This is a genomic window from Gilliamella sp. wkB72 (assembly GCF_001693745.1).
In the GTDB taxonomy this organism is placed as follows: domain Bacteria; phylum Pseudomonadota; class Gammaproteobacteria; order Enterobacterales; family Orbaceae; genus Gilliamella; species Gilliamella apicola_E.
Window position 1 is genome coordinate 39,467 of sequence record NZ_LZEI01000001.1, and the last position, 25,836, is coordinate 65,302.

Here is a 25,836-nt window from a genome sequence, read left to right on the forward strand (position 1 = left end):
ATAATTTATTTTGCCCCTTGATATTAAAAATATTGTTCCCATTTATGTGAAAACAATTACATATCTTTGTCAAAATAAGGACTTGAAATTAAATATTTAAGACTTATATACAAAGAATAAAATACAGGTTTGAGGAGAAACGATTATGGGTAAAATTATTGGTATCGACTTAGGTACAACAAATTCATGTGTTGCAGTAATGGATAACGGCCAAGCAAAAGTATTAGAAAATGCCGAGGGTGATCGCACAACCCCATCGATTATTGCTTACACACAAGATGGCGAAATTCTAGTTGGTCAACCAGCTAAACGCCAAGCAGTAACCAATCCACAAAATACATTATTTGCAATTAAACGTTTAATCGGTCGTCGTTATGAAGACGCTGAAGTACAACGTGATGTTGGCATCATGCCATATAAAATTGTTAAAGCAGACAATGGCGATGCATGGGTTGATGTTAAAGGCCAAAAAATTGCTCCACCACAAATTTCTGCTGAAGTATTGAAGAAAATGAAAAAAACAGCAGAAGATTATCTTGGTGAGCCAGTAACAGAAGCAGTAATTACTGTTCCTGCTTATTTTAATGACGCACAACGTCAAGCAACTAAAGATGCTGGTCGTATTGCTGGTTTAGATGTTAAACGTATTATCAACGAACCAACAGCAGCAGCATTAGCGTATGGTTTAGATAAAGATGTCGGTAACCGCACCATTGCAGTTTATGACCTTGGTGGTGGTACATTTGATATCTCAATTATCGAAATTGATGATGTTGATGGTGAAAAAACATTCGAAGTATTAGCAACTAATGGTGATACTCACTTAGGTGGTGAAGACTTTGACTCTCGTTTAATTAACTATTTAGTTGATGAATTTAAACGTGAACAAGGATTCGATCTTAAAAATGATCCACTTGCAATGCAACGTTTAAAAGAAGCAGCTGAAAAAGCGAAAATTGAATTATCATCAGCACAACAAACTGATATCAACTTACCATATATCACTGCTGATGCAACTGGACCAAAACACTTAAATATCAAAGTGACTCGCGCTAAACTTGAATCATTAGTTGAAGATTTAGTTAAACGCTCAATGGAACCAGTTAAAACAGCATTAAAAGATGCAGGTCTTACTGTTTCTGATATTAAAGATGTGATTTTAGTTGGTGGTCAAACACGTATGCCAATGGTACAAAAAGCTGTTGCAGACTTCTTTGGCAAAGAACCACGTAAAGACGTTAACCCTGACGAAGCAGTAGCAGTAGGGGCTGCGGTACAAGGTGGTGTATTAGGTGGTGATGTTAAAGATGTATTATTACTTGACGTAACACCATTATCATTAGGTATTGAAACAATGGGTGGTGTAATGACTACCTTGATTGAGAAAAACACAACTATTCCAACTAAACATAGTCAAGTGTTCTCAACTGCTGAAGATAATCAATCTGCGGTAACCATTCATGTGTTACAAGGTGAACGTAAACGTGCAAGTGATAACAAATCATTAGGTCAATTTAACCTTGATGGAATTCAAGCTGCACCACGCGGTATGCCACAAATTGAAGTAACATTTGATATCGATGCTGATGGTATATTGCATGTATCAGCAAAAGATAAAAATACTGGTCGTGAACAAAACATTACCATTAAAGCTTCTTCAGGATTAAGTGAAGAAGAGATCCAAAAAATGGTAAATGATGCAGAAGCAAATGCTGATGCTGACCGTAAATTTGAAGAATTAGCTCAAATTCGTAACCAAGCTGATCATCTTGTTCACTCAACTCGTAAACAAGTGACTGAAGCTGGCGATCAATTATCAGCTGATGACAAAACCGCTATCGAAAGCGCCGTGAGTGATTTAGAAAATGCTGCACGCGGTGAAGATAAAGCAGAAATCGAAGCTAAAATTAATGCATTAATGGAAGCTTCAAAAAAATTACTTGAGTTAGCTCAACAACAAGCTCAAGCTGATCAATCTGCAAGCCAAGCAAATAGCGCAAACTCTGCTGATGATGTAGTTGATGCGGACTTCAAAGAAGTTGATGATGATAAAAAATAAGCATTAACTAATATGTTTTTTAATGAGTTATTTCAACGAGTTTTAAACATGTAAAACATTAAACGGGCGCGAGGTAACTCAAGCCCGTTTAGTTGTTTATATAATGATTAAAGTTAAAGGTTAATTATGGCGAAGAAAGATTATTATGAAACATTAGGCGTAAGTAAAAGTGCTACTGAAGCTGAGATAAAAAAAGCCTACAAACGCCTAGCCATGAAATATCATCCGGATAAAAATCAGGATAATAAAGCAGAAGCTGAAGCGAAATTCAAAGAAGTCAAAGAAGCTTATGAAATCTTAACCGATCCACAAAAGAAAGCCGCTTATGATCAGTATGGACATGCTGCTTTTGAACAAGGTCAAGGTGGTGCTGGAGGCGGTGGCTTCGGTGGATTTGGTGGTTTTGGTGGAGGTTCTGCATTTGATGATATCTTCAGTGATTTCTTCGGTGGTGGGCGCGGACGTGGTCAAACCGCGTCACGAGGCGATGATTTACAATACAACATCTCATTAACGCTAGAAGAAGCAGCAAGTGGCGTAAGTAAAGAGATAAAAGTACCAACATGGGTAACTTGTGATGTATGTCATGGACAAGGAACAGAAAAATCATCTGATGTCGTAACGTGTGATACATGTCATGGCGCTGGTGTAGTACAAATGCGACAAGGCTTCTTTGCTGTACAGCAAGAGTGTCCAACCTGTCACGGTCGTGGAAAAATCGTTAAAAATCCATGTAAAAAATGTCATGGTGAAGGACGTATTCAGAAAACGAAAACACTATCTGTTACCATCCCTGCTGGCGTGGATACCGGAAACCGTATTCGACTTTCAGGCGAAGGTGAAGCGGGACTTAATGGCGCCCCAGCCGGAGATTTATACGTTCAGGTACAAGTAAAACCACATGCAATCTTTGAACGTGATGGTACAAACTTACATTGTGAAATTCCAATTAACATTGTTTTAGCATCACTTGGTGGTGAAGTAGAAGTACCAACACTAAATGGTAAAGTCAGCTTAACCATACCAGCTGAAACTCAAACAGGTAAAATGTTCAGATTGCGTGGAAAAGGAATTAAATCATTACGCGGTAGCGCAGTAGGTGATCTATACTGCCACGTAGTGGTTGAAACCCCAGTAAACTTAACTGGCAAACAAAAAGAGCTACTAAAAGAATTGGGTGAAAGTTTCAAAGCGGACAAAAACTCAAAACACAGCCCAAAAGAAAAAAGCTTTTTTGATAAAGTGAAAAAGTTTTTTGGATAAAATCAATTATCACTTAATAGCGAAGCAGGGTTTCCTACTTCGCTATTTTTTTGACACTCAAATAAGACTAAACGTATCTGTAAATATTGAATGTAAATTTGACCCGGCGCAGTAGTTAACTTGGGTGAATAAAACCTAAATTAAAAGTAAAAAAAAACCCAGCATAAAGCTGGGCGAAACTTATTGTCAAATAAGAAACTTAGATTTTAGTTGTAAAAGTACGAGCAATAACATCGCGTTGTTGTTCAGCTGTTAACGAGTTAAAACGAACAGCATAACCAGAAACACGAATAGTTAATTGTGGATATTTTTCTGGATGTTGAACAGCGTCTTCTAAAGTCTCACGACGAAGAACGTTCACATTTAAGTGTTGACCACCTTCAACTTTAATTGTTGGTGCTACATCTAATGGAATTTCACGATATTCGATTTGACCAAGTTCAGCAGTTGGGACAACTTGATCTTCTTTATAAACTGATTTTGCAGCAACACAACGAGCTTCTTTTGTTGAATCATCTAATAACCAGAATGAGTTAAGTAGTGCTTTATTATCAGCTTTAGTAATTTGGATACCTGTAATCATTTTAAATCCTCCTAATGGATCTGGACGTTATTGTCCTAAACTATTGAGACTAATATAGCACTTTCAAAATTTGATTAAAATCAAAAAAAGCTATTAATCTGATAAGTTTTACCGTTGATTAGCTTTTTAGCAATTAATAAGGTATAAACTTCAATTATATTGGGGGGTTAATAATTGATATAAATATGTTCAGCTTGAAAGTGAACTTCATCTTTATCTATTTTTAACGATTCTGCTAGTGTAAAAGCGAATTTAAATGCCATACCCAGCCCTTTACCACTCAAAAGATTTCCGTCACAGACAACATCTTGATCAACAAAGATCCCATCTTGAACATTTTTATATAAATCACCAGAACAGACATATTTCCGACCATTTAATAGCTTATTCTTACTCAAAACTTTTGCTGCTGCCGAGCAAATCGGGCAAATCCACTTATTTTCCTTATCGTGGCGTTTAATAAAATTAATCACATTGGGATTATTGCCTAAATTAACTGTGCCATCTGGTCCACCCGGTAAAATCACTGCATCGTATAGTGTTGTTTGTTTATCCTTAAGCAATGCATGAGCTCTCATCTCAATACCATGGTAACTTTTAACCTCAATATCATCTTGGCAGGCTAATAGATGAACGGCTATTTTTACTCGGCAAAGTGCGTTATAGATAATAATGGCTTCAGCTTCTTCAAAACCTTCAGCTAATAAAATGGCTACTTTTGGGATCTTCATCATAAATTACTCATAACAATGATTGAAATTTGAATCGTTGTTTCATAAATTTTTTTACCAAATAAAAATTATTTTATAAAAATAAGATATATGTGAACAAAATCACATCGACTTTCAAAATTTTGCCATTTTTATAAAAAGTTGGCATATATATTAAAGTTTAAGAAAAGCACCCACCATAGACTAGCTAAAGAATGTGAAAAGGATATTTATTTTTTGAAATAAGGAAAAATGAGTGGGGCAAATATGAAAAAGAGAGTGATAGGTTTAAAAAATTACTTAGCTTATGGCGCTGGTGATTTTTTAGGTGCGGGAACAACAGCATTGACTGCTGTGTGGTTATTATATTTTTATACAAATTTTTGTGGACTAACGCCTATCGAAGCCACATTTATTTTTGCGGCAGCAAGGGTTCTTGATGCAGTGATTAGCCCATTGATGGGTTATTTAACGGATAACTTTGGCCGAACTCGATTAGGTAAACGTTTTGGTCGTCGTAAATTCTTTATCTTACTTGGTATTCCACTCATATTTAGCTATAGCGTAATGTGGGCACCTGGTATGAATTATCTCTACTACTTAATCACCTACCTCTTCTTTGACATGGTCTACACCATGGTGCTGGTTCCATACGAAACATTAGTTCCTGAAATGACCGATGATTTTAAACAAAAAACCAAATTTTCCGGTGCACGAATTTCAATGGCACAATTATCGGCAATATTAGCCGGGTTCTTACCGGGGATTCTACTCAACTATTTTGGTAAAGATAATGCAATATCATTCTTCTATGCAAGTTTAGTCTTCTCAATCCTATGTTCTTTTGCCCTTTGCATGGTATACCTATTTACATGGGAAAGACCAAATGAACTAAAATCGAAAGAGGCTTTACAAGCAGAACAACTAGCTGCTTCATTATCCTTTAAAGGAAGTATCCGCCATTTGGTTATCGAATTATTATCCACCTTCAAAATAAAAATCTTCAGACAGCATTTAGGCATGTATCTTGGTGGATATATTGCTCAGGATGTATTTAACGCCGTCTTTACCTATTATGTAATTTTCGTTCTATTACAAGAGCCAACCGTTGCTTCAATGCTAATTGGAACCATGTCTATCACCCAATTTGTTGCTGTACTTTGTATGATGCCATTATGCATAAAATATGGTCCAGCGCCGGCATACCGAGCTGTTGTAACTATCTTTGGCTTAAGTTGCCTCTCTTATGGCATCATTTGGTATTACAACTTAAGTCACATTCACACTTTACTTGTTACCATCTCAGCAATAGCTGGATTAGGTCGAGGTGGTATCAACTACGTTCCTTGGAATATCTACACTTATATTTCAGATGTTGATGAAATTATTACCGGCAAACGCCGAGAAGGTATTTTTGCTGGCGTAATGACATTTACCCGAAAAGCTTCACAAGCGGGAGCAGTAATGTTGATTGGTGTCTGTTTACAATGGTCGGGCTTTGTGAGTGGCCAAAATCAGCAACCTGAACAAGTCTCGCTAACTATCTTATTCTTATTAGTGATTGGAACAATATTCGTTCTCTCATTAGGATTTTTCATTTCGTTGAAATTCAAATTAAATCTAACCACTCACAAAATTTTAATCAATGAAATTAATAACATAAAAGGTATTGGAACGAGTTCTGAAAGACGAATTAGTGATGAAGGCAAACCGGTTGTAGAAATGTTAACTGGTATGCCGGTTTCCCAGCTCTGGGGAAATAACAATATAGGTTATAAAAATAAATAAAAAAAGAATTCAAATTTAATGATTAGTAGAGGTACAAAATGCAGATATTTCCTGTAAAACATAGCAAATTACTTTGTAAACCTGAATATATAATTTCACGTTCTGAATTAAAACAACTGATACATAAAATTATTAATAATCTAATTAATATCAAAGATGAAACCGGTGAATTTCTATTACGCTTAGATGATGGACGTGTAATAGACACTAAAGGTTGGAATGGCTGGGAATGGACTCATGGCATTGGACTTTATGGTATGTATCAATTTTATCAACAAACAGGCGACAAACCGACGCTCGACATTATTGACGACTGGTTTACACAGCGCTTATCAGAAGGAACACCAACCAAAAATGTGAATACGGTTTGTCCATTTCTAACGTTAGCCTATCGATATGAAGAAACCAAAAACCCTGTTTTTCTACCATATTTAGAGCGTTGGGCTGACTGGGTAATGTATGAAATGCCAAGAACGAAATTTGGCGGTTTACAACATATTGTCTACAACAATGAAAATCATCAACAACTTTGGGATGACACGCTCATGATGAGTGTATTACCTATCGCCAAAATCGGTAAATTACTCAATAGACCAGAATATATACAAGAAGCCATTTACCAAATACTGATTCACATCCAATATCTAATGGATCGCCAAACTGGGCTTTGGTTTCATGGATGGACTTTTGACGGCAACCATAACTTTGCCAAAGCCAGATGGGCAAGGGGAAACAGCTGGTTAACCATCGTCATTCCCGAATTTATTGAACTACTTGATCTTGATCAAAACGATCCATTTAGAAAACTACTAATTGAAGTGCTCAATGCGCAAATTCAGGCACTGGCTAAATACCAAAATGAAAATGGGTTATGGCACACAATCATCGATGATCCAGATTCCTACTTAGAAGCATCGGCAACCGCGGGATTTGCCTATGGTATTTTAAAATCGATAAGAAAACGTTATATCTCTGATGAATATACCGTAATGGCAGAAAAAGCAATTAAAGGAATATTAACAAACATAGATGACAACGGAACACTACTCAATGTTTCATTTGGCACTGCAATGGGCAGTGACTTAGCATATTACAAACAAATCCCATTAACATCGATGCCATATGGTCAATCCATGGCAATTTTGTGTTTAACTGAATATTTAAGAGTGTTTATTTAATATCATCCAGCATTGATTAGCATTAGGTTTATTATTATTTTTAGGTATAATTATTATTAATGCAGTACCGTATAAAATTTTAGTAAAGGCAAAATATGAGTAATCAATTAACCTGGAACGATGTTATTGGCTCTGAAAAAGAGAAGCCCTATTTTCAACATATAATGCAATTTGTTGCCACACAACGCGCTGAAGGTAAAACCATTTATCCTCCTCAGCGCGATGTGTTTAATGCATTTCGTTTCACTGAATTTAATAACATCAAAGTAGTAATTCTAGGGCAGGACCCTTATCATGGCCCAAACCAAGCTCATGGTTTATCCTTTTCTGTATTACCGGGAATCAAACCACCGCCATCACTACTCAACATCTATAAAGAACTCTCAACGGATATTGACGGATTTACTATTCCAAATCATGGTTACTTAGGTTATTGGGCAACTCAAGGCGTACTACTACTTAACAACGTATTAACAGTTGAAGCTGGTCAGGCCCACTCTCATGCCAAAATAGGTTGGGAAACCTTTACCGATCATGTTATTGCTGCGATCGATAAACATTTGGAAGGCGTGGTATTTTTACTTTGGGGCTCGCCGGCTCAGAAAAAAGGTCAATTTATTGATCGGCAAAAACATCATGTATTAACCGCGGTACATCCATCGCCATTATCTGCACATCGTGGCTTTTTTGGATGTAAACACTTCTCAAAAGCAAATGCGATCATTACACAGCATGGTAAAACACCAATCGATTGGCAACCAAGATTACCGGAAAATAAACAATGAGTAAAAAACGTCGCCCTGGCTTACAAGAAATCGCCAACTTAATCGGCATCAGCAAAATGACAGTCAGTCGCTTTTTGCGAGATCCCAACCTAGTATCAGAATCACTTCGGTTAAAAATCTCATCGGCTATTGATAAATTAGGCTATATTCCAAACAAAGCGCCTGACATGCTATCTAATGCCAAAAGTTATGCTATTGGCGTGGTATTACCCTCATTAACTAACCAAGTCTTTGCTGATATTTTAAAAGGTATCGAAATGGTTACTGATGTAAAAGGGTACCAAACCATGATCACCCACACTGGATACAGTGCGGATAAAGAAGAGCTACGGGTTCGTTCATTACTCTCTTACAACATCGATGGACTCATATTAACAGAAAGAATACACAATCCGGCTACGCTCAAAATGATCGAAATATCTGGCGTACCTGTAGTTGAAATAATGGACAGTATCTCACCTTGCATAGATATGGCTGTTGGTTTTGATAACTTTACTGCCACCAAAAATATGATTCATCACATGATAGAGAAAGGGCGACGCAACATCGTCTACTTTAGTGCAAGGCAAGATCAGCGAAGCATCATACGTCAGCAAGGTTATGAAAAAGCCATGCAAGAGGCAGGATTAACGCCTAAAACATTAGCAACCAAAGAAGCCTCATCCTATGAACTAGGCGCAAGATTTTTACACCAAATACTAAAAGAGTACCCAAGTGTCGATGGTATATTTAGTACTAATGATGATTTGGCGCTAGGCGTACTACTTGAATGTCAACGTATTGGTATTAAAATACCGAAACAAATAGCCATCGTTGGATTCCATGGTCATAAAATTGGTCAATATATGAATCCCAAGCTAGCCTCAATCCAAACCCCAAGAATCGAAATGGGCAAAATTGCTGCCGAATTACTACTAAAACGTATCAATGGTGAAAAGGTCGAGCAAAAGGTTATTGATTTACCTGTTGAATATCTCGAAGGTGAAAGCTTATAAAAAATGAAAAGCGAGTATTCACATCATCATTAATAATGCCTTTATTGGGATTTCGGGTTTTCATGATTTGATAACTCTGCTATAATTACCTCTCAGTGGTTATTTATACCTACTAATTAGATCATCGAAAAATAACACTGAGGCCCCCATGAAAATTGTTGAAGTAAAACACCCTCTAGTTCGCCATAAAATCGGCTTAATGCGTGAACACGATATTAGCACAAAAGATTTCCGAGACCTTGCTAGTGAAGTTGGTAGCTTATTAACTTATGAAGCGACAGCCAATCTACCGACTGAAAAAGTCACAATTCAAGGTTGGTGTGGACCTGTTGAAGTAGAACAAATCAAAGGTAAAAAAATCACCGTTGTGCCTATTTTACGTGCTGGTTTAGGAATGATGGATGGTGTCTTAGAACATATACCTAGTGCAAGAATTAGTGTTGTTGGTTTTTATCGTAACGAAGAAACGCTTGAACCAGTCCCTTATTTCCAAAAACTAACTTCTGATATTGAAGAACGAATGGCATTAGTCGTTGATCCAATGCTTGCTACCGGTGGTTCAATGGTTGCAACTATTGATCTGCTTAAAAAAGCTGGATGTAAAAATATCAAAGTACTTGTATTAGTTGCTGCGCCAGAAGGAATCAAAGTATTAGAACAAGCTCACCCAGATGTAGAACTTTATACCGCATCAATCGATGAACGGTTGAATGAAAAGGGCTACATTTTACCAGGACTTGGTGACGCCGGAGACAAAATATTCGGCACTAAATAAAATCTCAAATTTTAGACCGGTTTTAACCGGTTTTTTTATGCCTACTATTTGATTATAAATAGATATGATTAACATTAAGTGGAATAAGAGAGGACAATGTGTCTAAAAATATCGATAATGAAGCATCACAACACTCTTGGCAAGACATTTTTACCGGCGCCCAAATGCTATTTGTTGCATTTGGTGCATTAGTACTTGTGCCATTATTAACCGGCTTAAATACCAATGTTGCTTTATTCACAGCCGGATTGGGCACACTATTATTTCAACTCACCACCAAAGGAAAAGTCCCGGTATTTTTAGCATCATCCTTTGCTTTTATTGCACCGATCTCTTTTGGCGTTGCACAGTGGGGAATTCCTGCAACATTGGGTGGACTTGTTGCAGCCGGTTTTGTGTTTATGTTTTTTGCCTTTTTGGTCAAAATTAACGGAAAGCACGTAATTGATCGCATTTTACCGCCAGTGGTTACTGGACCGATCATAATGGTTATCGGTCTATCACTTGCACCGGTAGCCGTCAAAATGGCAATGGGAACCGACAGTGGAATACCCGCCGAAAACTATCAATTAATTTTGATCTCAATGGCGTCACTATTAACCACCTTAATTGTAGCAATTTGGGCCAAAGGCTTTTTTAGATTAGTCCCAATCATTGCAGGTATTGTTGTGGGATACGCATTGTCTTGCATAATGGGCATAGTCAATTTTCAACCCATTATTGATGCGCCATGGTTTAAAGTACCAGATTTCACCTTTCCAGAGTTTCACTGGCAAGCTATCTTATATATGATCCCAATTGTAATTGCACCGACGATCGAGCATGTTGGTGATATTATGGCGATCAGCGCAGTAACCGGAAAAGATTATACCCGAGATCCGGGCTTACAAAGAACATTGCTTGGTGATGGATTAGCAACCTCAAGTGCAGGCTTCTTTGGTGGTCCACCTTGTATCACTTATGCCGAAGTTATTGGCGCGGTCACATTAACCCGTAACTTCAAAACACGAGTAATGACTTGGGCGGCAATTTGGGCGATTTTCATGTCATTTGTCGGAAAGATCGGCGCTTTTTTAAGTACGATCCCAACAGTTGTTATGGGTGGAATTATGGTGCTTTTATTCGGATCGATTGCATCAGTTGGTATTAATATATTGATCAAACATAAAGTCGATCTTTCTATATCGCGCAATATGTGTATTGTCTCATTAGTATTAGTTTTTGGGATCGGCGGAATGATCTTTGATTTTGGATCTTATGCACTACAAGGCATTAGCTTATGTGGAATTTTAGCGATTTTATTAAATTTAATCTTACCTAAAAAATCAACTGACTAATAAATAGCTGTTAATCATCAAATTGATTAACGGCTAAAAAAATTACTGATTTTTACAAAAAAAAGTGAGGAGTGGGGTTTTTAGCGTTTAAAACTCCACTTAAAAATCAATAAATTATTCCAATAAAATAAAATTTTCCTAGAATTAAAGATTATAGTTTTTAAGGATTTGTAAAGTTGATATTTATCAATTAAAACATAATTTCACAAAAAAATTTTTAGATCTTTTTCTGAAGATCTTTACAAAGATTAACGATCTAAAATGAAAAAATTATTGCGTCATATTTTTTCAGTCACTATACTTCCGGATCATTATTAGTTAGACAGATAAAATTTAACTAAAAAATATAAAAAAGTAAATAAATCATAAATATACTTGACAGGATTGTCGCATATGTTCTATAATTTTCAACAGGCAACAGGCAACAGGCAACTTGGCCAACCTATAATTTAAATTCGCCAAATTCAAACTCTCAGCCTATTTTTTTTCATTCCAGTTTATTAATCGACGAAAATTTAAGATCGCGTAGTCGATCGTTGCGCCGATCGTTATTTCGATCATCATTTGGATCATCATTCCGATCATCTCGTCGATCATCTCTCGGATCTAAATTACGCCGACAGATCTTTTTATCGCTCGGCTTTTTGCTAATACCTTTTTATTCCAGCCATGCATTAACCGTTAAAACCTCGAATATAATTCAGGGTAATGCGCCTTATTTAACTTTCGATGGTGGTAGAACACGAGCGCTTAATATTGAAGTTTTGCTCGGTATTACACTCTCTAACGGAGAACAGTACACGGCTAAAACCAATACTTCATCATCTTCAAACCCCATTGAGTTACCGGTTGCAGGTCAAAGTTTTGCTGATATAGATATGATCTTTCCAACGAATGTCGATTTAATCACTTTAAAAAAACTTATTGGTCCGCCCAATAATTATTGGTGGGATGATGACGGTGATGGTGAGATTAATGTTAATGGTTTTTTAGAGTTATCTCTCGTTGATGAAAGAAGTAGAACAGTATCACGTAATACAGTGTTAAGGCCTTGTAAAGCGCCTTATGAGGTTATATTAACTAGTACAAATGGTACATTAACAACGCGTTATGGTATTCCAAATAGTAGTGATTTCAATCCTAGTCGGGTCACTTATTTTGTCAAACCTAAGGGGCAGGAAATTTGTTTTGCCAGTCCAAATCTATCTTTCGAAGGTAATGGAGGTGTAAAAGCGGGTCCACCTGAAATTTTTGATCCATCTCTTGGTTTTTTGCCTCAGTCAACTGACTCATATGATAAGAACTTTCCGACTACAGCTGCTAACAACATGTACTTTGATTTAAGCATTGCAGGTAATAAACAAGCATTGTCTTGGTCTCCGGTCTCGCGTGGTGGTATCACGGCGACTATGACCAATTCTACAGCGACAGGCGTACGGGTTACCTTAACTGGCCCTGTTGCAACCGAATCTCAATGGAATTCCAGCAATCCTGATCCTATTACTATGCCTACTTTGCCCCAGACCTTCGAGTTAGTTGGTCGAGATAGTAGTGGTAACGCTATCGTTAAATATGGATTTACGTTAAAACAATGGTTTGTCAATCGAGGTAAAACTTATTACAGCTATCCTAGCATGGAATCCTGGTGTAACAGTATTGGTTATCGCCTGCCTAAAGTTAAGGATTTAACTAATGCAAAACGTTATGAAATTACTGGAGGTACACCTTCATCATCAGGTGATTATTATATGCGTACAATTGGTGCAGGCTTGCTTGCGGAGTGGGGTAATATAGGCAAATATAATCGAGCCAACTTTGACGCCGTCCAATGGTACTGGACCAGTGATATAAAAGGTTTAAGCCGGTTCGTTGTTTTTCCTAAAGATGGTCATGTACATTGGGCTGAGCCCTCGTATGATAAATCGGTAGGGCTTTGCACTTATCCTTAGTATTTATTTCTTCTCCCTTAAGCTTTAAAGCTTGGGGGGAAAGGTGGCGTTAAATCATCAAGGAATGGTTGACCTTAAGAGTCAAGATAGTTGTCAAATAAAACGCGGTTTTGTAGTTTAGCCTCCCCCGGACATCATCATCCCTCAATCGGGGGGGGATTTTTTGAGCAGTAGTCGTTTCAGCGTTTAAAATTCCACCTTGCAATGTTGCCTTAAATAAATAATTCCGCTCTAACTATGGCGCTTTAGCTGTGTTTTTCCATCAAAAAAAGTTGAGGAGCGGGGTTTTTGGGGTTCTAAATTCTGCTTTGCAATGTTGTCTCAAATAAGTAATTCCGCTCTAACTATAGCGCTTTAGCTGTGTTTTTCCATCAAAAAAAGTTGAGGAGCGGGGTTTTTGGGGTTCTAAATTCTGCTTTGCAATGTTGCCTCAAATAAGTAATTCCGCTTTAAACTGTGGCGCTTTAGCTGTGTTTTTCCTACCAAAAAAAGTTGAGGAACGGGGTTTTTGGCATTTACTCCCTAAAATCAATAAATTGAAAAAAATTCCAAAAAAATAAAATTTTTCTAGAATTAAAAATTATGGTTTTTAAGGGTTTGTAAATTTGATATATATCAATTAAAGCATAATTTAATTAATAATTATTTAGTTCTTTTTCTGAAAAACTTTACAAAGATTAACGATATAAAATGAAAAATTTATTGTGCCATATTTTTCCAGTCATTATACTCTCAAATCATTTTAGCTGAGTAGCTAAAATTCAACCAATAAATATAAATTAGTAAATAAATCAAATATTTACTTGACAGGATGGTCGAATATGTATTACAATTTGCAAAAGCCTAGGGCAACCTATAATTTAAATTTGCCTAATTTAAACTCTCAGTTTTTTTTTCACTCTAGCTTATTAATCGACGAAAATTTAAGATCACGCATTAGATCGTCACGCCGATCATCATTCCGATCATCTCTCGGATCTAAATTACGCCGAAAGATCTTTTTACCGCTTGGACTGTTACTAATACCTTTTTATTCCAGCCATGCATTAACCGTTAAAACCTCGAATACAATTCAGGGAAATGAGCCTTATTTAACTTTCGATGGTGGTAGAACACGCGCGCTTAATATTGAAGCTTTGCTCGGTATTACACTCTCTAACGGAGAACAGTACACGACTAAAACGAATACTTCATCACCTTCAAACCCCATTGAGTTACCGGTTGCAGGTCAAAGTTTTGCTGATATAGATATGATCTTTCCAACGAATGTCGATTTAATCGCTTTAAAAAAACTTATTGGTCCGCCCAATAATTATTGGTGGGATGATGACGGTGATGGTGAGATTAATGTTAATGGTTTTTTAGAGTTATCTCTCGTTGATGAAAGAAGTAGAACAGTATCACGTAATACAGTGTTAAGGCCTTGTAAAGCGCCTTATGAGGTTATATTAACTAGTACAAATGGTACATTAACAACCCGTTATGGTATTCCAAATAGTAGTGATTTCAATCCTAGTCGGGTCACTTATTTTGTCAAACCTAAGGGGCAGGAAATTTGTTTTGCCATTCCAAGTCTATCTTTCGAAGGCAATGGAGGTGTAAAAGCAGGTCCACCTGAAATTTTTGATCCATCTCGTGGTTTTTTGCCTCAGTCAACTGACTCATATGATAAGAACTTTCCGACTACAGCTGCTAACAACATTTACTTTGATTTAAGCATTGCAGGTAATAAACAAGCATTGTCTTGGTCTCCGGTCTCGCGTGGTGGTATCACGGCGACTATGACCAATTCTACAGCGACAGGCGTACGGGTTACCTTAACTGGCCCTGTTGCAACCGAATCTCAATGGAATTCCAGCAATCCTGATCCTATTACTATGCCTACTTTGCCCCAGACCTTCGAGTTAGTTGGTCGAGATAGTAGTGGTAACGCTATCGTTAAATATGGATTTACGTTAAAACAATGGTTTGTCAACCGAGGTAAAACTTATTACAGCTATCCTAGCATGGAATCCTGGTGTAACAGTATTGGTTATCGCCTGCCTAAAGTTAAGGATTTAACTAATGCAAAACGTTATGAAATTACTGGAGGTACACCTTCATCATCAGGTGATTATTATATGCGTACAATTGGTGCAGGCTTGCTTGCGGAGTGGGGTAATATAGGCAAATATGATCGAACCAACTTTGACTCCGTCCAATGGTACTGGACCAGTGATGCAAAAGGTTTGAGCCGGTTCGTCGTTTTTCCTAAAGATGGTCATGTACATTGGGCTGAACCCTCGTATGATGAATCGGTAGGACTTTGCACTTATCCTTAACGCTTATTTTTTCGTTCTTAATTACATTAAGGTTTAGGGAGGGATTAGGAACGGAAACGATTTTATGGCTTCACGATACATAAGCACCCGCCTCGGCGGGTTTATTTTTGAGGTTTTTTATTGCAAAAAAAGTTGAGGAGTGGGGTTTTTGGGGGTTTAAATTCTGTTTTGAAATATTGTCTTAAATAAATAATTCCGCTCTAACTGTGGTGCTTTTTAGTAGCTGTTTTTTGCATCAAAAAAAGTTGAGGAGCGGGGTTTTTGGGGGGGTAAATTTCGCTTTGAATTATTATCTTAAATAAATAATTCCCCCTTAAACTGTGTCGTTTTTTAGTAGCCGTTTTTACATCAAAAAAAGTTGAGGAACGCGGTTTTTTGGGGTTTTAAATTTCACTTAAAAAGTTTTAAATGATCAAACTTACTAAATTTCGAATTCAAAGCCTTAAAATAAAATTTTCGAAGATCTTTAATTATCTTTTTAAAGATTTGTAATTGCAATATTTTCAGTTTAAACAAAAGTTAATCAATTATAAATTAGATCCTTTTTAGATCCGATTTACAAAAGTTAACGTAAATGAGCGAAAAAAAGTGTTGCATCGTGTTTTTCCAATCACTATACTTTTTACACGGTTTTAGCTACAAGGCTAAAATTTGACAGAAAAGTATAAAATTGTAAATAAATCAAAAAATTACTTGACAGGGTAGTCTAAAATGCATTATAATTTTCAACAGGCAACAGGCAACAGGCAACCTGGCCAACCTATCTTTTAAATTCGTCTAAGTACAGCACCCAGTTTAAATTTTTCACTGAAACTTATTTTTCCGCGCAATCAAGTGAAATTCTGCGAATTTTCGCGCGATCGCTTCCGCGATCCTCTTCTCGATCTTTTTTCCGATCCTTTTTCCGATCGTTTTCCGGATCCTGTTTCAGATCCGGTTTTCGATCCTTTTCCCAATTATCCCGGCAGATTGTTTTTTCCGTGGCTCTTTTCCTTCCTTTTTCGGGTCACGCATTGACATCACAGACAACTAGGAATGCGATACAGGGTAGTGCACCTTATCTGACTTTCGACGGTGGTCGTACTCGTGCAGTTGATACTAATGGTCTGCTTGGGATTACACTATCTAACGGAACTAAATATACACCTTCAACTAATACTTCATCATCTGCAACTCCAATCGTCTTGCCGGTTGAGGGTCAGAGTTTTGCTGATATAAGTATGTTCGTTCCTACTGATACAAATTCAGTCGATTTAAGTACACTTATCGGTCCTCCTAATAATTATTGGGGGGATGATGATGGAGATTCTGGTGTTACTGCTACAGGTTCTTTAAGTTTATCTATCGTCGATAAAAACGGTCAATCGGTATCACGTAATTCCGTGTTAACGACTTGTAATTCTCCTTATAAGGTTACCTTATCCAGTACTGACGGTACATTATCAACTCGTTACGGATTTCCTAATCGTAGTACTTTCAGTGCTCGTAGTGAGACTTATTACGTCAATCCTAAGGCTGGGCCGGTTGTTTGTTTTGCTAGACCAGATGTGGTGTACTTTAGTTCAGGTGAATATGCTGGCCCCTCTTGGATGTGGGACCCTGCTAAGGGTTTTCTCACTCAAGAAACAGACCCGTCACGTTACGGTCAAAACTTTCCTACTACTGGTGCTAATGGATTGTACTTTGATTTACTCATTAGTGGTAGTAGTCAGCCATTGTTTTGGTCTTCTGTTTCTCGGGGTGGTATCACCGTTACAATGTCTAATCCTACTGCTACAAGCGTACGTGTTACTTTAACTGGTCCTTACGCTACCATATCCCAGCATAATTCAGACAGTCCTAATCCTATTTCTAAACCTACTTTGCCTCAGACCTTCGAGTTGGTCGGTCGTGATAGTAATGGTACTCCAGTCGTCAGATATGGTTTTACTTTGAAGCAGTGGTTCGTCAATCGTGGTTCTGCGTCGAGAAATTATTATCCTACCTTATATTGGTGTAATAGTCTTGGTTATCGAATGCCTAGCGTAAAGGATTTAACCAATGCATCTTGTCGTGGTCTTAATTCAGGCGATTGGTGTCGTGGTTCAGTCGGCGCCACCCCTTCCTCTCCTGGTAATCATCATATGCGTCATATAGGTTCAGGTTTTTTCACGGAGTGGGGCAAAATGGACGCTTACTTAGGCAATGGCTTCCACAACCTTTGGTACTGGACTAGTGACCCGATTAATAGTGGCCAGTTTATCGTGGACGCAAGCCGCTCTGACGTGAGTTGGAGATTCGCCGACGGCTACGGCCTTTGCTCCCATCCTTAGTTTTTATTCCTTTGCCCTTAATCCTTAGGCCGGGGGTGGGGGTGATAAAAAATAGTATTAGGTGATTAAAAGCAAGCTGACTCAAGGAGTCAACATCGTTTAGCCATAAAAAAAGCGATTTTGCGGCTAAGCGGCGCTTCAATTACCCGCTTCGGCGGGTTTATTTTTTAGGTATTTTATCGCAAAAAAAGTTGAGGAGCGGGGTTTTTGGGGTTCTAAATTCTGCAATGTTGCCTCAAGTAAATAATTCCGCTTTAACTGTGGCGCTTTTTAGTAGTTCTATTTTTCCATCAAAAAAGTTGAGGAACGGGGTTTTTGGGGTTTAAAATTCTGCTTTGCAATGTTGCCTCAAATAAGTAATTCCGCTTTAAACTGTGGCGCTTTTTAGTAGTTCTATTTTTCCATCAAAAAAAGTTGAGGAGCGGGGTTTTTGAAGTTTTAAATTTCACTTAAAAATTATTAAATGATCCAAATCACTAAATTTCTAATTCAAAGCCCTAAAATAAAATTTTTGAGGATCAATAGCTATAATTTCAAAGATTTGTAATTGAAATATCTTTAATTAAAACATAAGTTAATCAAATATCGGTTAGATCTTTTTTAGATCCCATTTACAAAAGTTAACGCAAATGAGCGAAAAAAAGTGTTGCATCGTGTTTTTCCAATCACTATACTTTTTACACGGTTTTAGCTAACAGGCTAAAATTTAACAGAAAAGTATAAAATTGTAAATAAATCAAAAAATTACTTGACAGGGTAGTCTAAAATGCATTATAATTTTCAACAGGCAACAGGCAACAGGCAACCTGGCCAACCTATCTTTTAAATTCGCCTAAGTCCAGCTCCCAGTTTAATTTTTTCACTGAGGCTTATTTTTCTACTCAATCAAGTGAAATTCTGCGAATTTTCGCGCGATCGCTTCCGCGATCCTCTTCTCGATCTTTTTTCCGATCGTTTTCCGGATCCGGTTTTCGATCCTTCCGTTTTTCTAAATTATCCCGGCAGATTGTTTTTTTCGTGGTTCTTTTTCTTCCTTTTTCGGGTCACGCATTGACATCACAGACAACTGCAAATCAGATACAGGGTAGTGCACCGTATCTGACTTTCGACGGTGGTCGTACACGTGCGGTTGATACTAACGGTCTGCTTGGGATTACGCTATCTAACGGAGCTAATTACACGCCTTCAACCAATACTTCATCTTATTCAAGACCAATCGTCTTGCCGGTTGAGGGTCAGAGTTTTGCTGATATTCGTATGTTCGTTCCTACTGATACTAATTCAGTCGCTTTGAGTTCACTTATCGGTCCTCCTAATAATTATTGGGGTGATGATGATGGTGATGCTAACGTTACTGCTACAGGTTCTTTAAGTTTATCTATCGTCGATAAAAACAATCAGTCAGTATCACGTAATTCCGTGTTAACAGTTTGTAATGCACCTTATAAGGTTACGTTATCCAGTTCTGACGGTACATTATCTACTCGTTATGGCGTTCCTAATCGTAGTACTTTCAATGCCAGTAATGTGATTTATTACGTCAATCCTAAGGCTTCGCCGGTGGTTTGTTTTGCTCGACCTAATTTGAATTTTGGTATAGGTGATTATGCTGGTCCTGCTTCAATGTGGGACCCTGCTAATGGTTTCATCCCTCAGTCAACTGGCCCATCCTCTTACGGTAGAAACTTTCCAACAACTGGCGCTAATGGATTGTACTTTGATTTAGATATTAGTGGTAGTAGTCAGCCATTGTCTTGGTCTCCAGTTTCTCTGGGTGGTATCACAGTCACAATGTCTAATCCTACTGCTACAAGCGTACGCGTTACTTTAACTGGTCCTTACGCTACCACATCCCAACAACTTTCAGACAATCCTAGTCGTATTTCCAGACCTACTTTGCCTCAGACTTTCGAGTTGGTCGGTCGTGATACTAATGGTACTCCTGTCGTCAAATATGGTTTTACTTTGAAGCAGTGGTTCGTCAACCGTGGTTCTAAGTATGACACTTATCCTAATACATTATCTTGGTGTAATAGTATTGGTTATCGCCTTCCTAAGGTAAAGGATTTAACCAATGCATCTTGTCGTGGTAATCATTCAGGCACTTTTTGTCAGGGTTCAGTCGGCGCCACCCCTTCCGCCCCCCATAATGATTACATGCGTCATATAGGTTCAGGTTTTTTCACGGAGTGGGGTCGTATGGTGGATTATTCAGGCGTAGGCTTCAACCGCTATTGGTACTGGACTAGTGGTAGTAACCAGTTTCTCGTGGGCACAGACTCCGGTTACGTGGATAGGGACTACACCGACCGCGACTTCTACGGACTTTGCTCCCATCCTTAGTTTTTATTTCTTCGTCCTTAATCCTTAGGGCGGGGGTGGGAGTGATAAAAAATAGTATTAGGTGATTAAAAGCAAGCTGACTCAAGGAGTCAACGTCGTTTAGCCATAAAAAAAGCGATTTTGCGGCTAAGCGACACTTCAATTACCCGCCTCGGCGGGTTTATTTTTTAGGTATTTTATCGCAAAAAAGTTGAGGAGCGGGGTTTTTGATATAAAAAAACTCACTTATTGGTGAATAAGTGAGTTTGATTAACTTTGTCGAAACTATTTAACTGGACGCATTGTTGGGAATAAGATGACGTCCCGAATGGTATGGCTATTGGTAAATAGCATTACGGTTCGGTCAATCCCAATTCCTAGCCCTGCTGTTGGCGGTAAGCCATGTTCTAATGCAGTGATGTAATCTTCATCATAGAACATTGCTTCGTCATCACCCGCGTCTTTTTGTGATACTTGGTCAGCAAAACGTTGTGCTTGGTCTTCGGCATCATTAAGTTCTGAGAAGCCGTTACCAATTTCACGTCCACCAATAAAGAATTCAAAGCGGTCTGTTACAAATGGGTTTTCATCGTTTCGACGAGCAAGTGGTGAGACTTCTGCCGGGTATTCGGTGATAAATGTTGGTTGAATGAGGTTAGCTTCAGCCACTTCTTCAAATATTTCAGTTACCACTCGACCAAGTCCCCAGCCTTTTTCCACTTTGATTCCCACTGCTTTTGCAATCGCACAAGCTTTGTCAAAATCATCTAAATCAGCATTATTGGTTTCTGGGCGATAATGGCAGATTGCTTCACGCATGGTCATTTTGATAAATGGTTTGCCGAAATCAAAAGTATGTTCGCCATATTGCACTACGGCATTCCCCGTCACGGCAATGGCTAAACGACGGAATAACGCTTCAGTTAATACAATCAAATCTTTATAATCGGCATAAGCCATATACATTTCCATCATGGTAAATTCAGGATTATGTCTTGGCGATACCCCTTCGTTTCGGAAATTGCGGTTGATTTCAAATACACGCTCAAATCCACCTACCACTAGACGTTTTAAGTAAAGTTCTGGCGCAATTCGTAAATACATGTCTAGATCAAGCGCATTATGGTGCGTAATAAATGGTTTGGCTGATGCACCACCTGGGATGACTTGCATCATTGGGGTTTCAACTTCCATAAAGTGGTTTTCTAACATAAAGTTACGGATTTCAGTTACCACTTTTGAGCGCGCAATAAAGGTGTCACGTGATTGTTGATTAGTAATTAAATCAAGGTAACGTTGACGATAGCGCATTTCTTGATCTGCTAAGCCGTGGAATTTATCGGGTAATGGGCGTAATGCTTTTGTTAGTAGGCGGATTTCTTCACAGTGGATTGATAGTTCGCCTGTTTTGGTTTTGAATAAGTAGCCTTTAGCCCCAACGATGTCACCAAGATCCCATTTTTTGAATTGTTCGTTGTAGTAGTTTTCGGGTAGATCATCACGAGTGACATAGAGTTGGATTTGCCCTGCAACATCTTGTAATGAGACAAATGAAGCTTTACCCATAATACGGCGCATCATCATTCGACCCGCAACGGTTACAATAATTTTGTTTTCAATTAACTCTTCGTTAGTTTTTTCATCATACAATTTATGAAGATCGCTTGAAATTGCGTCACGACGGAAATCATTCGGGAAAGCAATGCCTTGTTCGCGAATTGCAGCTAGCTTTTCACGACGTATTGTAAGCTCGTTATTTAACTCTTCAATATGGTTTTGTTGCTCTTGCTGTGTTGACATAATTTTACCTTTTATTTATTACCAGTTATAAACCGGCTTTTAAGCTTTCTTCAATAAATTGATCTAAATCGCCGTCTAATACGGCTTGCGTATTGCGTGTTTCAACGCCTGTGCGTAAGTCTTTGATTCGTGAATCATCAAGTACATACGAACGAATTTGGCTGCCCCAACCAATGTCGGATTTGTTCTCTTCCATTTGTTGTTTTTCGGCATTCTTTTTGTGCATTTCAAGCTCATACAGTTTTGCTTTTAACTGTTTCATGGCCTGATCTTTATTGCTATGTTGCGAGCGGTTATTTTGACATTGTGTCACAATTCCCGTTGGTACGTGGGTAATACGTACAGCAGATTCGGTTTTATTGACATGCTGACCACCCGCACCCGATGCCCGATAAACGTCAATGCGTAGATCGGCTGGATTGATGTCGATATCAATATTGTCATCAACCTCTGGATAGACAAATACCGATGCAAATGAGGTATGACGGCGGTTTCCTGAGTCAAATGGGCTTTTTCGTACTAAGCGGTGCACACCGGTTTCAGTGCGTAACCAGCCATAAGCATAATCGCCGGTTACTTTGATTGTGGCTGATTTTATGCCAGCTACATCGCCGTCTGATACTTCCATCACTTCGGTTGTAAAACCTTTCGATTCAGCCCAGCGTAAATACATTCGCAATAACATTTCAGCCCAATCTTGAGCTTCAGTACCCCCTGAGCCTGATTGGATATCTAAGTAACAGTCAGCACTGTCATAATCACCCGAGAACATTCGGCGAAATTCAAGACCGGCTAGCTTTTTTTCGAGTTGTTCAACTTCTTGATTGGCTTCGTCAAAAGTGTCTTGATCTTCGGCTTCAATAGCAAGTTCAAGTAGGCCTTCGACGTCGTCCAGACCTTGTTCTAAGGTATTGATGGTATTGATGATCTCTTCTAGCGCGACGCGTTCTTTGCCTAATGCTTGTGCCTTTTCTGGATCGGCCCAAACTTCGGATTGTTCTAGTTCGGCATTGACTTCCTCTAGACGCTCTTTTTTGAGATCATAGTCAAAGATACCCCCGAATGACATTCGTTCGTTCGGTTAATTCGGTTATTTTTGATTTGATAGGATTAATTTCAAACATGTTTTGCTATTTTTGCTGATTTTGCTGTTTTTAACTAATCGTACATTGTAACGGATTTAAGTATAACTTAGCAATGACTTTGCTTTAGCCATTTGAGTAAATGCGATCGTTTAACGCTATGCTAAAAAATAAAAATGACGCATAAAGCGTCATTTTGTAGACTTATTTGAGATGATTATTTTTTGGCTGCTGCATATAATTGAGCGACTTTGTCCCAATTGATGACATTCCAAAATGCACCAATGTAATCCGCACGGCGGTTTTGGTATTTTAAGTAGTAAGCATGTTCCCAAACATCAAGCGCTAGAATTGGTGTGCCTGAAACGCCGGCAAATTTTTCGCCCATAATTGGGGTATCTTGATTCGCGGTTGACACGACTTCAAGTTTGTCATTTTTCAATACTAACCACGCCCAACCTGAACCAAAACGGGTTGCAGCCGCTGCTGAGAATTTTTCTTTAAACGCATCAACCGAACCAAAATCTTTTTCTATTGCCGCTTTAAGTTCACCCTTAAGCTCGGTACCAATTTTTAGCAGTTCCCAAAATAGGGTGTGATTAACGTGACCACCGACATTGTTTTTAATTCCAGTCAATTTGTCTGCTGGTACTTTGTCTAAATTTTTTAATAATGTTTCTGGACAAAAATCGTTTAATTCAGCAGGTAGGGTTTCTAATAATGCGTTGGCATTGTTTACGTAAGTTTGATGATGTTTATCATGGTGTAGATGCATTGTTTCAGTATCAATATAAGGTTCTAAAGCATCATAAGCATAAGGTAGAGGGGGTAGTGTGTAAGCCATGGAATCGCTCCTTTCATCTATTCGGAATTATTAACTACATTATTTTATGAGTATACGAACTATCAATATATCTCACAAACTATTACTTAGATAGCTGGTGGCTATCCTAATTTTTGTTTAATTTTCGTTACTTATGATTTTTTGATGATATAGCTTTGGATTGTTTCTATATCATCATCAAATTTATTATTTTTGGGTCTGTGATAAAAGGCTTAACTTGTCTAGAAATCCAAAAAGCTTTTGATTCATTTCAGAATAGTCATGTAAACGAAGTTGCTGGGGAGTATCAATAAAACGGTATTTCTCGGCTTGTTTTAGGTCGTTTTCAGAGTGAGCAATAAGTTGTTCAACCACGTCATGGGTTAGCTCCATATGACATTGGAAACCATACACGAATGGACCATAGGCAATGATTTGCCGTGGACAGCCTTCACTATAGGCAATGATTTGGGCATCTTGAGTTAAACCTGGCATATCATTGTGCCAGTGGCCGACAGCCAAACTATCACCGAAATGCGCAAAAAGCGGATTTTTTTTGCCTGCTTCAGTCAACGTAATTGGGAATTTGCCAATCTCTTTTTCCGGACTATGCTCGAAATGTGCACCTAAGGCTTCACCAATGAGTTGCGAGCCAAGACAGACACCGATGACTATTTTTTGTGATTTGATTGCCGTAGATATGATGGCTTGCTCGGCTAATGAGTCAAAATGTGGACACTCTTTTTTAGTCGTTGCTGGTGATTGAGGACCACCCATAATAATCAACATATCAATCTTATCTATCTTATCGGGAAGCGGCTCACCAAGATAAACACGAGAATAACTAATGGTGTGTTGATGCATTTTTGCCCATTGCTCATATGCGCCAGGTGCTTCGAAATCTTCGTGGATGATAAAGTGCACATGCATTGGTCAATCTCCTTTAATCTTATCGATTCTATTTTATATCGAATATGGACAATTAAACGCGAAGTTTATTATGAATCTTTTATTATGAAATGTGAAGATTTGGCGTTTTGTGTGTGGGATATTTGGCATAAAAATCTGCTTTAATCGGATTTAGAATGCGTAAAATTGGTTCTTGCGAGAGATTTTATGGTTTTACTACAAAAGTTAATCAAGTAGAAAAAAGACATATTGTAAAAAATAATTGGGTAGATATTGAATATCATTATATTATTGGAAGAAAAGAATAGGGAAAAATTAATATCTATGAAGCACATTCCCGAATTAAAGTCGAAATTCAATCAGTTCAATAAGATTATAAATGGATGACAATATGAAATTATTAAAGATCTTAATAATACTATTACTATTAATTAAAGGTTTTACCCAAATTCTTATTTGCAACGATGATCCTACTGTCTTTTTGGCGCTAAAATTGAATCCTCTTTCCGAAAATTATAATTATATTAATTATTTAATTCACAATAGTTATTATGTTTTGTTTTCTGATGAAAATGAAATGATAGGACAAAATATCATTGATATGATTTATAAGATTCCTTTAATTCTTTATATTTCAGTTTTACTTATACTGTTTTTTTTAAAACGTAAAAATACAAAAGAGAAAACCCTATGAAGCAATTTTTACCACATATTACTTTTTTGATATTTTTTTGCTTTTTATAAAGCGGTTAATTAACCACAATTATTAAGTAACGAAATAAAGAAACAGTTACTCGAAAGAAGATTAGATAATTATGATATATCGTAACTTATAAACAAAGACA

At 37.8% G+C, this 25,836-nt stretch carries 19 protein-coding genes; 13 read left to right on the top strand and 6 right to left on the bottom strand.

The genetic code is table 11. The features are described 5' to 3' along the window. Positions 1 to 145 precede the first annotated feature (145 nt). Together dnaK and dnaJ are read left to right on the top strand one after the other, a co-directional pair. Positions 146 to 2,059 carry a molecular chaperone DnaK gene (dnaK, locus tag A9G07_RS00210; protein ID WP_065733563.1) on the top strand — a complete coding sequence of 638 codons (1,914 nt, stop codon included), beginning with the start codon at positions 146 to 148 and terminating at the stop codon, positions 2,057 to 2,059. A gap of 126 nt (positions 2,060 to 2,185) precedes the next feature. After that, entirely contained in the window at positions 2,186 to 3,322 is a 1,137-nt protein-coding gene (gene dnaJ / locus A9G07_RS00215; protein WP_065563809.1) for a molecular chaperone DnaJ, read from the top strand. A gap of 199 nt (positions 3,323 to 3,521) precedes the next feature. On the opposite strand, the gene grcA is transcribed toward dnaJ, so the two are convergent. Together grcA and A9G07_RS00225 are read right to left on the bottom strand one after the other, a co-directional pair. Then, positions 3,522 to 3,905 (bottom strand): autonomous glycyl radical cofactor GrcA, encoded by a 384-nt coding sequence (gene grcA / locus A9G07_RS00220; protein ID WP_065563808.1) that lies wholly within the window; start codon positions 3,903 to 3,905, stop codon positions 3,522 to 3,524. Between the two features lie 167 nt (positions 3,906 to 4,072). Further along, positions 4,073 to 4,639: a DJ-1/PfpI family protein gene (locus tag A9G07_RS00225; protein WP_065733564.1), complete on the bottom strand. Its 567-nt coding sequence runs from the start codon at positions 4,637 to 4,639 to the stop codon at positions 4,073 to 4,075. A 243-nt stretch (positions 4,640 to 4,882) separates the two neighbouring features. Between A9G07_RS00225 and A9G07_RS00230 the strand changes: the two genes are divergently transcribed. From A9G07_RS00230 to A9G07_RS00275, 10 genes are all read left to right on the top strand, one after another. Next, positions 4,883 to 6,403, top strand: coding sequence for an MFS transporter (locus A9G07_RS00230; protein ID WP_065733594.1), 1,521 nt, complete (start codon positions 4,883 to 4,885; stop codon positions 6,401 to 6,403). 38 nt (positions 6,404 to 6,441) lie between these two features. Beyond that, complete coding sequence (gene bglB, locus A9G07_RS00235; RefSeq protein ID WP_065563806.1) at positions 6,442 to 7,581, top strand: beta-galactosidase BglB; 1,140 nt, start codon at positions 6,442 to 6,444, stop codon at positions 7,579 to 7,581. A gap of 95 nt (positions 7,582 to 7,676) precedes the next feature. Next, positions 7,677 to 8,366 carry a uracil-DNA glycosylase gene (ung, locus tag A9G07_RS00240; protein ID WP_065733565.1) on the top strand — a complete coding sequence of 230 codons (690 nt, stop codon included), beginning with the start codon at positions 7,677 to 7,679 and terminating at the stop codon, positions 8,364 to 8,366. After that, the gene (gntR, locus tag A9G07_RS00245) at positions 8,363 to 9,361 is read left to right on the top strand and encodes a gluconate operon transcriptional repressor GntR (protein WP_065733566.1); all 999 of its coding nucleotides are present in this window, start codon (positions 8,363 to 8,365) and stop codon (positions 9,359 to 9,361) included. Before ung ends, gntR begins: the two co-directional genes overlap by 4 nt. Before the next feature lie 148 nt (positions 9,362 to 9,509). Further along, positions 9,510 to 10,136, top strand: a complete 627-nt coding sequence (gene upp, locus A9G07_RS00250) for a uracil phosphoribosyltransferase (protein WP_065563803.1) — start codon at positions 9,510 to 9,512, stop codon at positions 10,134 to 10,136. A 98-nt stretch (positions 10,137 to 10,234) separates the two neighbouring features. Then, positions 10,235 to 11,473: a uracil-xanthine permease family protein gene (locus A9G07_RS00255; RefSeq protein ID WP_065733567.1), complete on the top strand. Its 1,239-nt coding sequence runs from the start codon at positions 10,235 to 10,237 to the stop codon at positions 11,471 to 11,473. Positions 11,474 to 12,009: 536 nt separating this feature from the next. Continuing rightward, positions 12,010 to 13,422 carry a hypothetical protein gene (locus A9G07_RS00260; RefSeq protein WP_065733568.1) on the top strand — a complete coding sequence of 471 codons (1,413 nt, stop codon included), beginning with the start codon at positions 12,010 to 12,012 and terminating at the stop codon, positions 13,420 to 13,422. A gap of 821 nt (positions 13,423 to 14,243) precedes the next feature. Next, entirely contained in the window at positions 14,244 to 15,743 is a 1,500-nt protein-coding gene (locus A9G07_RS00265; protein ID WP_065733569.1) for a hypothetical protein, read from the top strand. Between the two features lie 980 nt (positions 15,744 to 16,723). After that, positions 16,724 to 18,055: a hypothetical protein gene (locus tag A9G07_RS00270; protein ID WP_065733570.1), complete on the top strand. Its 1,332-nt coding sequence runs from the start codon at positions 16,724 to 16,726 to the stop codon at positions 18,053 to 18,055. Between the two features lie 1,017 nt (positions 18,056 to 19,072). Continuing rightward, complete coding sequence (locus A9G07_RS00275; RefSeq protein WP_065733571.1) at positions 19,073 to 20,398, top strand: hypothetical protein; 1,326 nt, start codon at positions 19,073 to 19,075, stop codon at positions 20,396 to 20,398. Positions 20,399 to 20,662: 264 nt separating this feature from the next. Here A9G07_RS00275 and lysS read toward each other — a convergent pair whose 3' ends face one another. The 4 genes from lysS to A9G07_RS00295 form a co-directional block, all read right to left on the bottom strand. After that, positions 20,663 to 22,177, bottom strand: a complete 1,515-nt coding sequence (gene lysS, locus A9G07_RS00280) for a lysine--tRNA ligase (protein ID WP_065733572.1) — start codon at positions 22,175 to 22,177, stop codon at positions 20,663 to 20,665. A 25-nt stretch (positions 22,178 to 22,202) separates the two neighbouring features. After that, positions 22,203 to 23,301 (bottom strand): peptide chain release factor 2 gene (gene prfB / locus A9G07_RS00285; protein WP_141677433.1). Its coding sequence is split into 2 segments (ribosomal slippage): positions 22,203 to 23,225 and positions 23,227 to 23,301, totalling 1,098 coding nucleotides; the frame shifts between segments, so codons are not numbered across the junction. A gap of 175 nt (positions 23,302 to 23,476) precedes the next feature. Continuing rightward, positions 23,477 to 24,103, bottom strand: a complete 627-nt coding sequence (locus tag A9G07_RS00290; RefSeq protein ID WP_065563798.1) for a Fe-Mn family superoxide dismutase — start codon at positions 24,101 to 24,103, stop codon at positions 23,477 to 23,479. 186 nt (positions 24,104 to 24,289) lie between these two features. Further along, positions 24,290 to 25,012, bottom strand: coding sequence for a type 1 glutamine amidotransferase (locus tag A9G07_RS00295; protein ID WP_065733574.1), 723 nt, complete (start codon positions 25,010 to 25,012; stop codon positions 24,290 to 24,292). 155 nt (positions 25,013 to 25,167) lie between these two features. Between A9G07_RS00295 and A9G07_RS12110 the strand changes: the two genes are divergently transcribed. Then, complete coding sequence (locus tag A9G07_RS12110; protein ID WP_256122047.1) at positions 25,168 to 25,299, top strand: hypothetical protein; 132 nt, start codon at positions 25,168 to 25,170, stop codon at positions 25,297 to 25,299. Positions 25,300 to 25,836 lie beyond the last annotated feature (537 nt).

Coding starts and splice junctions, on each gene's coding strand:
- A9G07_RS00230 (WP_065733594.1), top strand. CDS start 4,883: ATGAAAAAGAGAGTGATAGGTTTAAAAAATTACTTAGCTTATGGCGCT.
- ung (WP_065733565.1), top strand. CDS start 7,677: ATGAGTAATCAATTAACCTGGAACGATGTTATTGGCTCTGAAAAAGAG.
- dnaJ (WP_065563809.1), top strand. CDS start 2,186: ATGGCGAAGAAAGATTATTATGAAACATTAGGCGTAAGTAAAAGTGCT.
- dnaK (WP_065733563.1), top strand. CDS start 146: ATGGGTAAAATTATTGGTATCGACTTAGGTACAACAAATTCATGTGTT.
- lysS (WP_065733572.1), bottom strand. CDS start 22,177: ATGTCAACACAGCAAGAGCAACAAAACCATATTGAAGAGTTAAATAAC.
- bglB (WP_065563806.1), top strand. CDS start 6,442: ATGCAGATATTTCCTGTAAAACATAGCAAATTACTTTGTAAACCTGAA.
- gntR (WP_065733566.1), top strand. CDS start 8,363: ATGAGTAAAAAACGTCGCCCTGGCTTACAAGAAATCGCCAACTTAATC.
- A9G07_RS00295 (WP_065733574.1), bottom strand. CDS start 25,012: ATGCATGTGCACTTTATCATCCACGAAGATTTCGAAGCACCTGGCGCA.
- A9G07_RS00290 (WP_065563798.1), bottom strand. CDS start 24,103: ATGGCTTACACACTACCCCCTCTACCTTATGCTTATGATGCTTTAGAA.
- A9G07_RS00225 (WP_065733564.1), bottom strand. CDS start 4,639: ATGATGAAGATCCCAAAAGTAGCCATTTTATTAGCTGAAGGTTTTGAA.
- grcA (WP_065563808.1), bottom strand. CDS start 3,905: ATGATTACAGGTATCCAAATTACTAAAGCTGATAATAAAGCACTACTT.
- upp (WP_065563803.1), top strand. CDS start 9,510: ATGAAAATTGTTGAAGTAAAACACCCTCTAGTTCGCCATAAAATCGGC.
- A9G07_RS00265 (WP_065733569.1), top strand. CDS start 14,244: ATGTATTACAATTTGCAAAAGCCTAGGGCAACCTATAATTTAAATTTG.
- A9G07_RS12110 (WP_256122047.1), top strand. CDS start 25,168: ATGCGTAAAATTGGTTCTTGCGAGAGATTTTATGGTTTTACTACAAAA.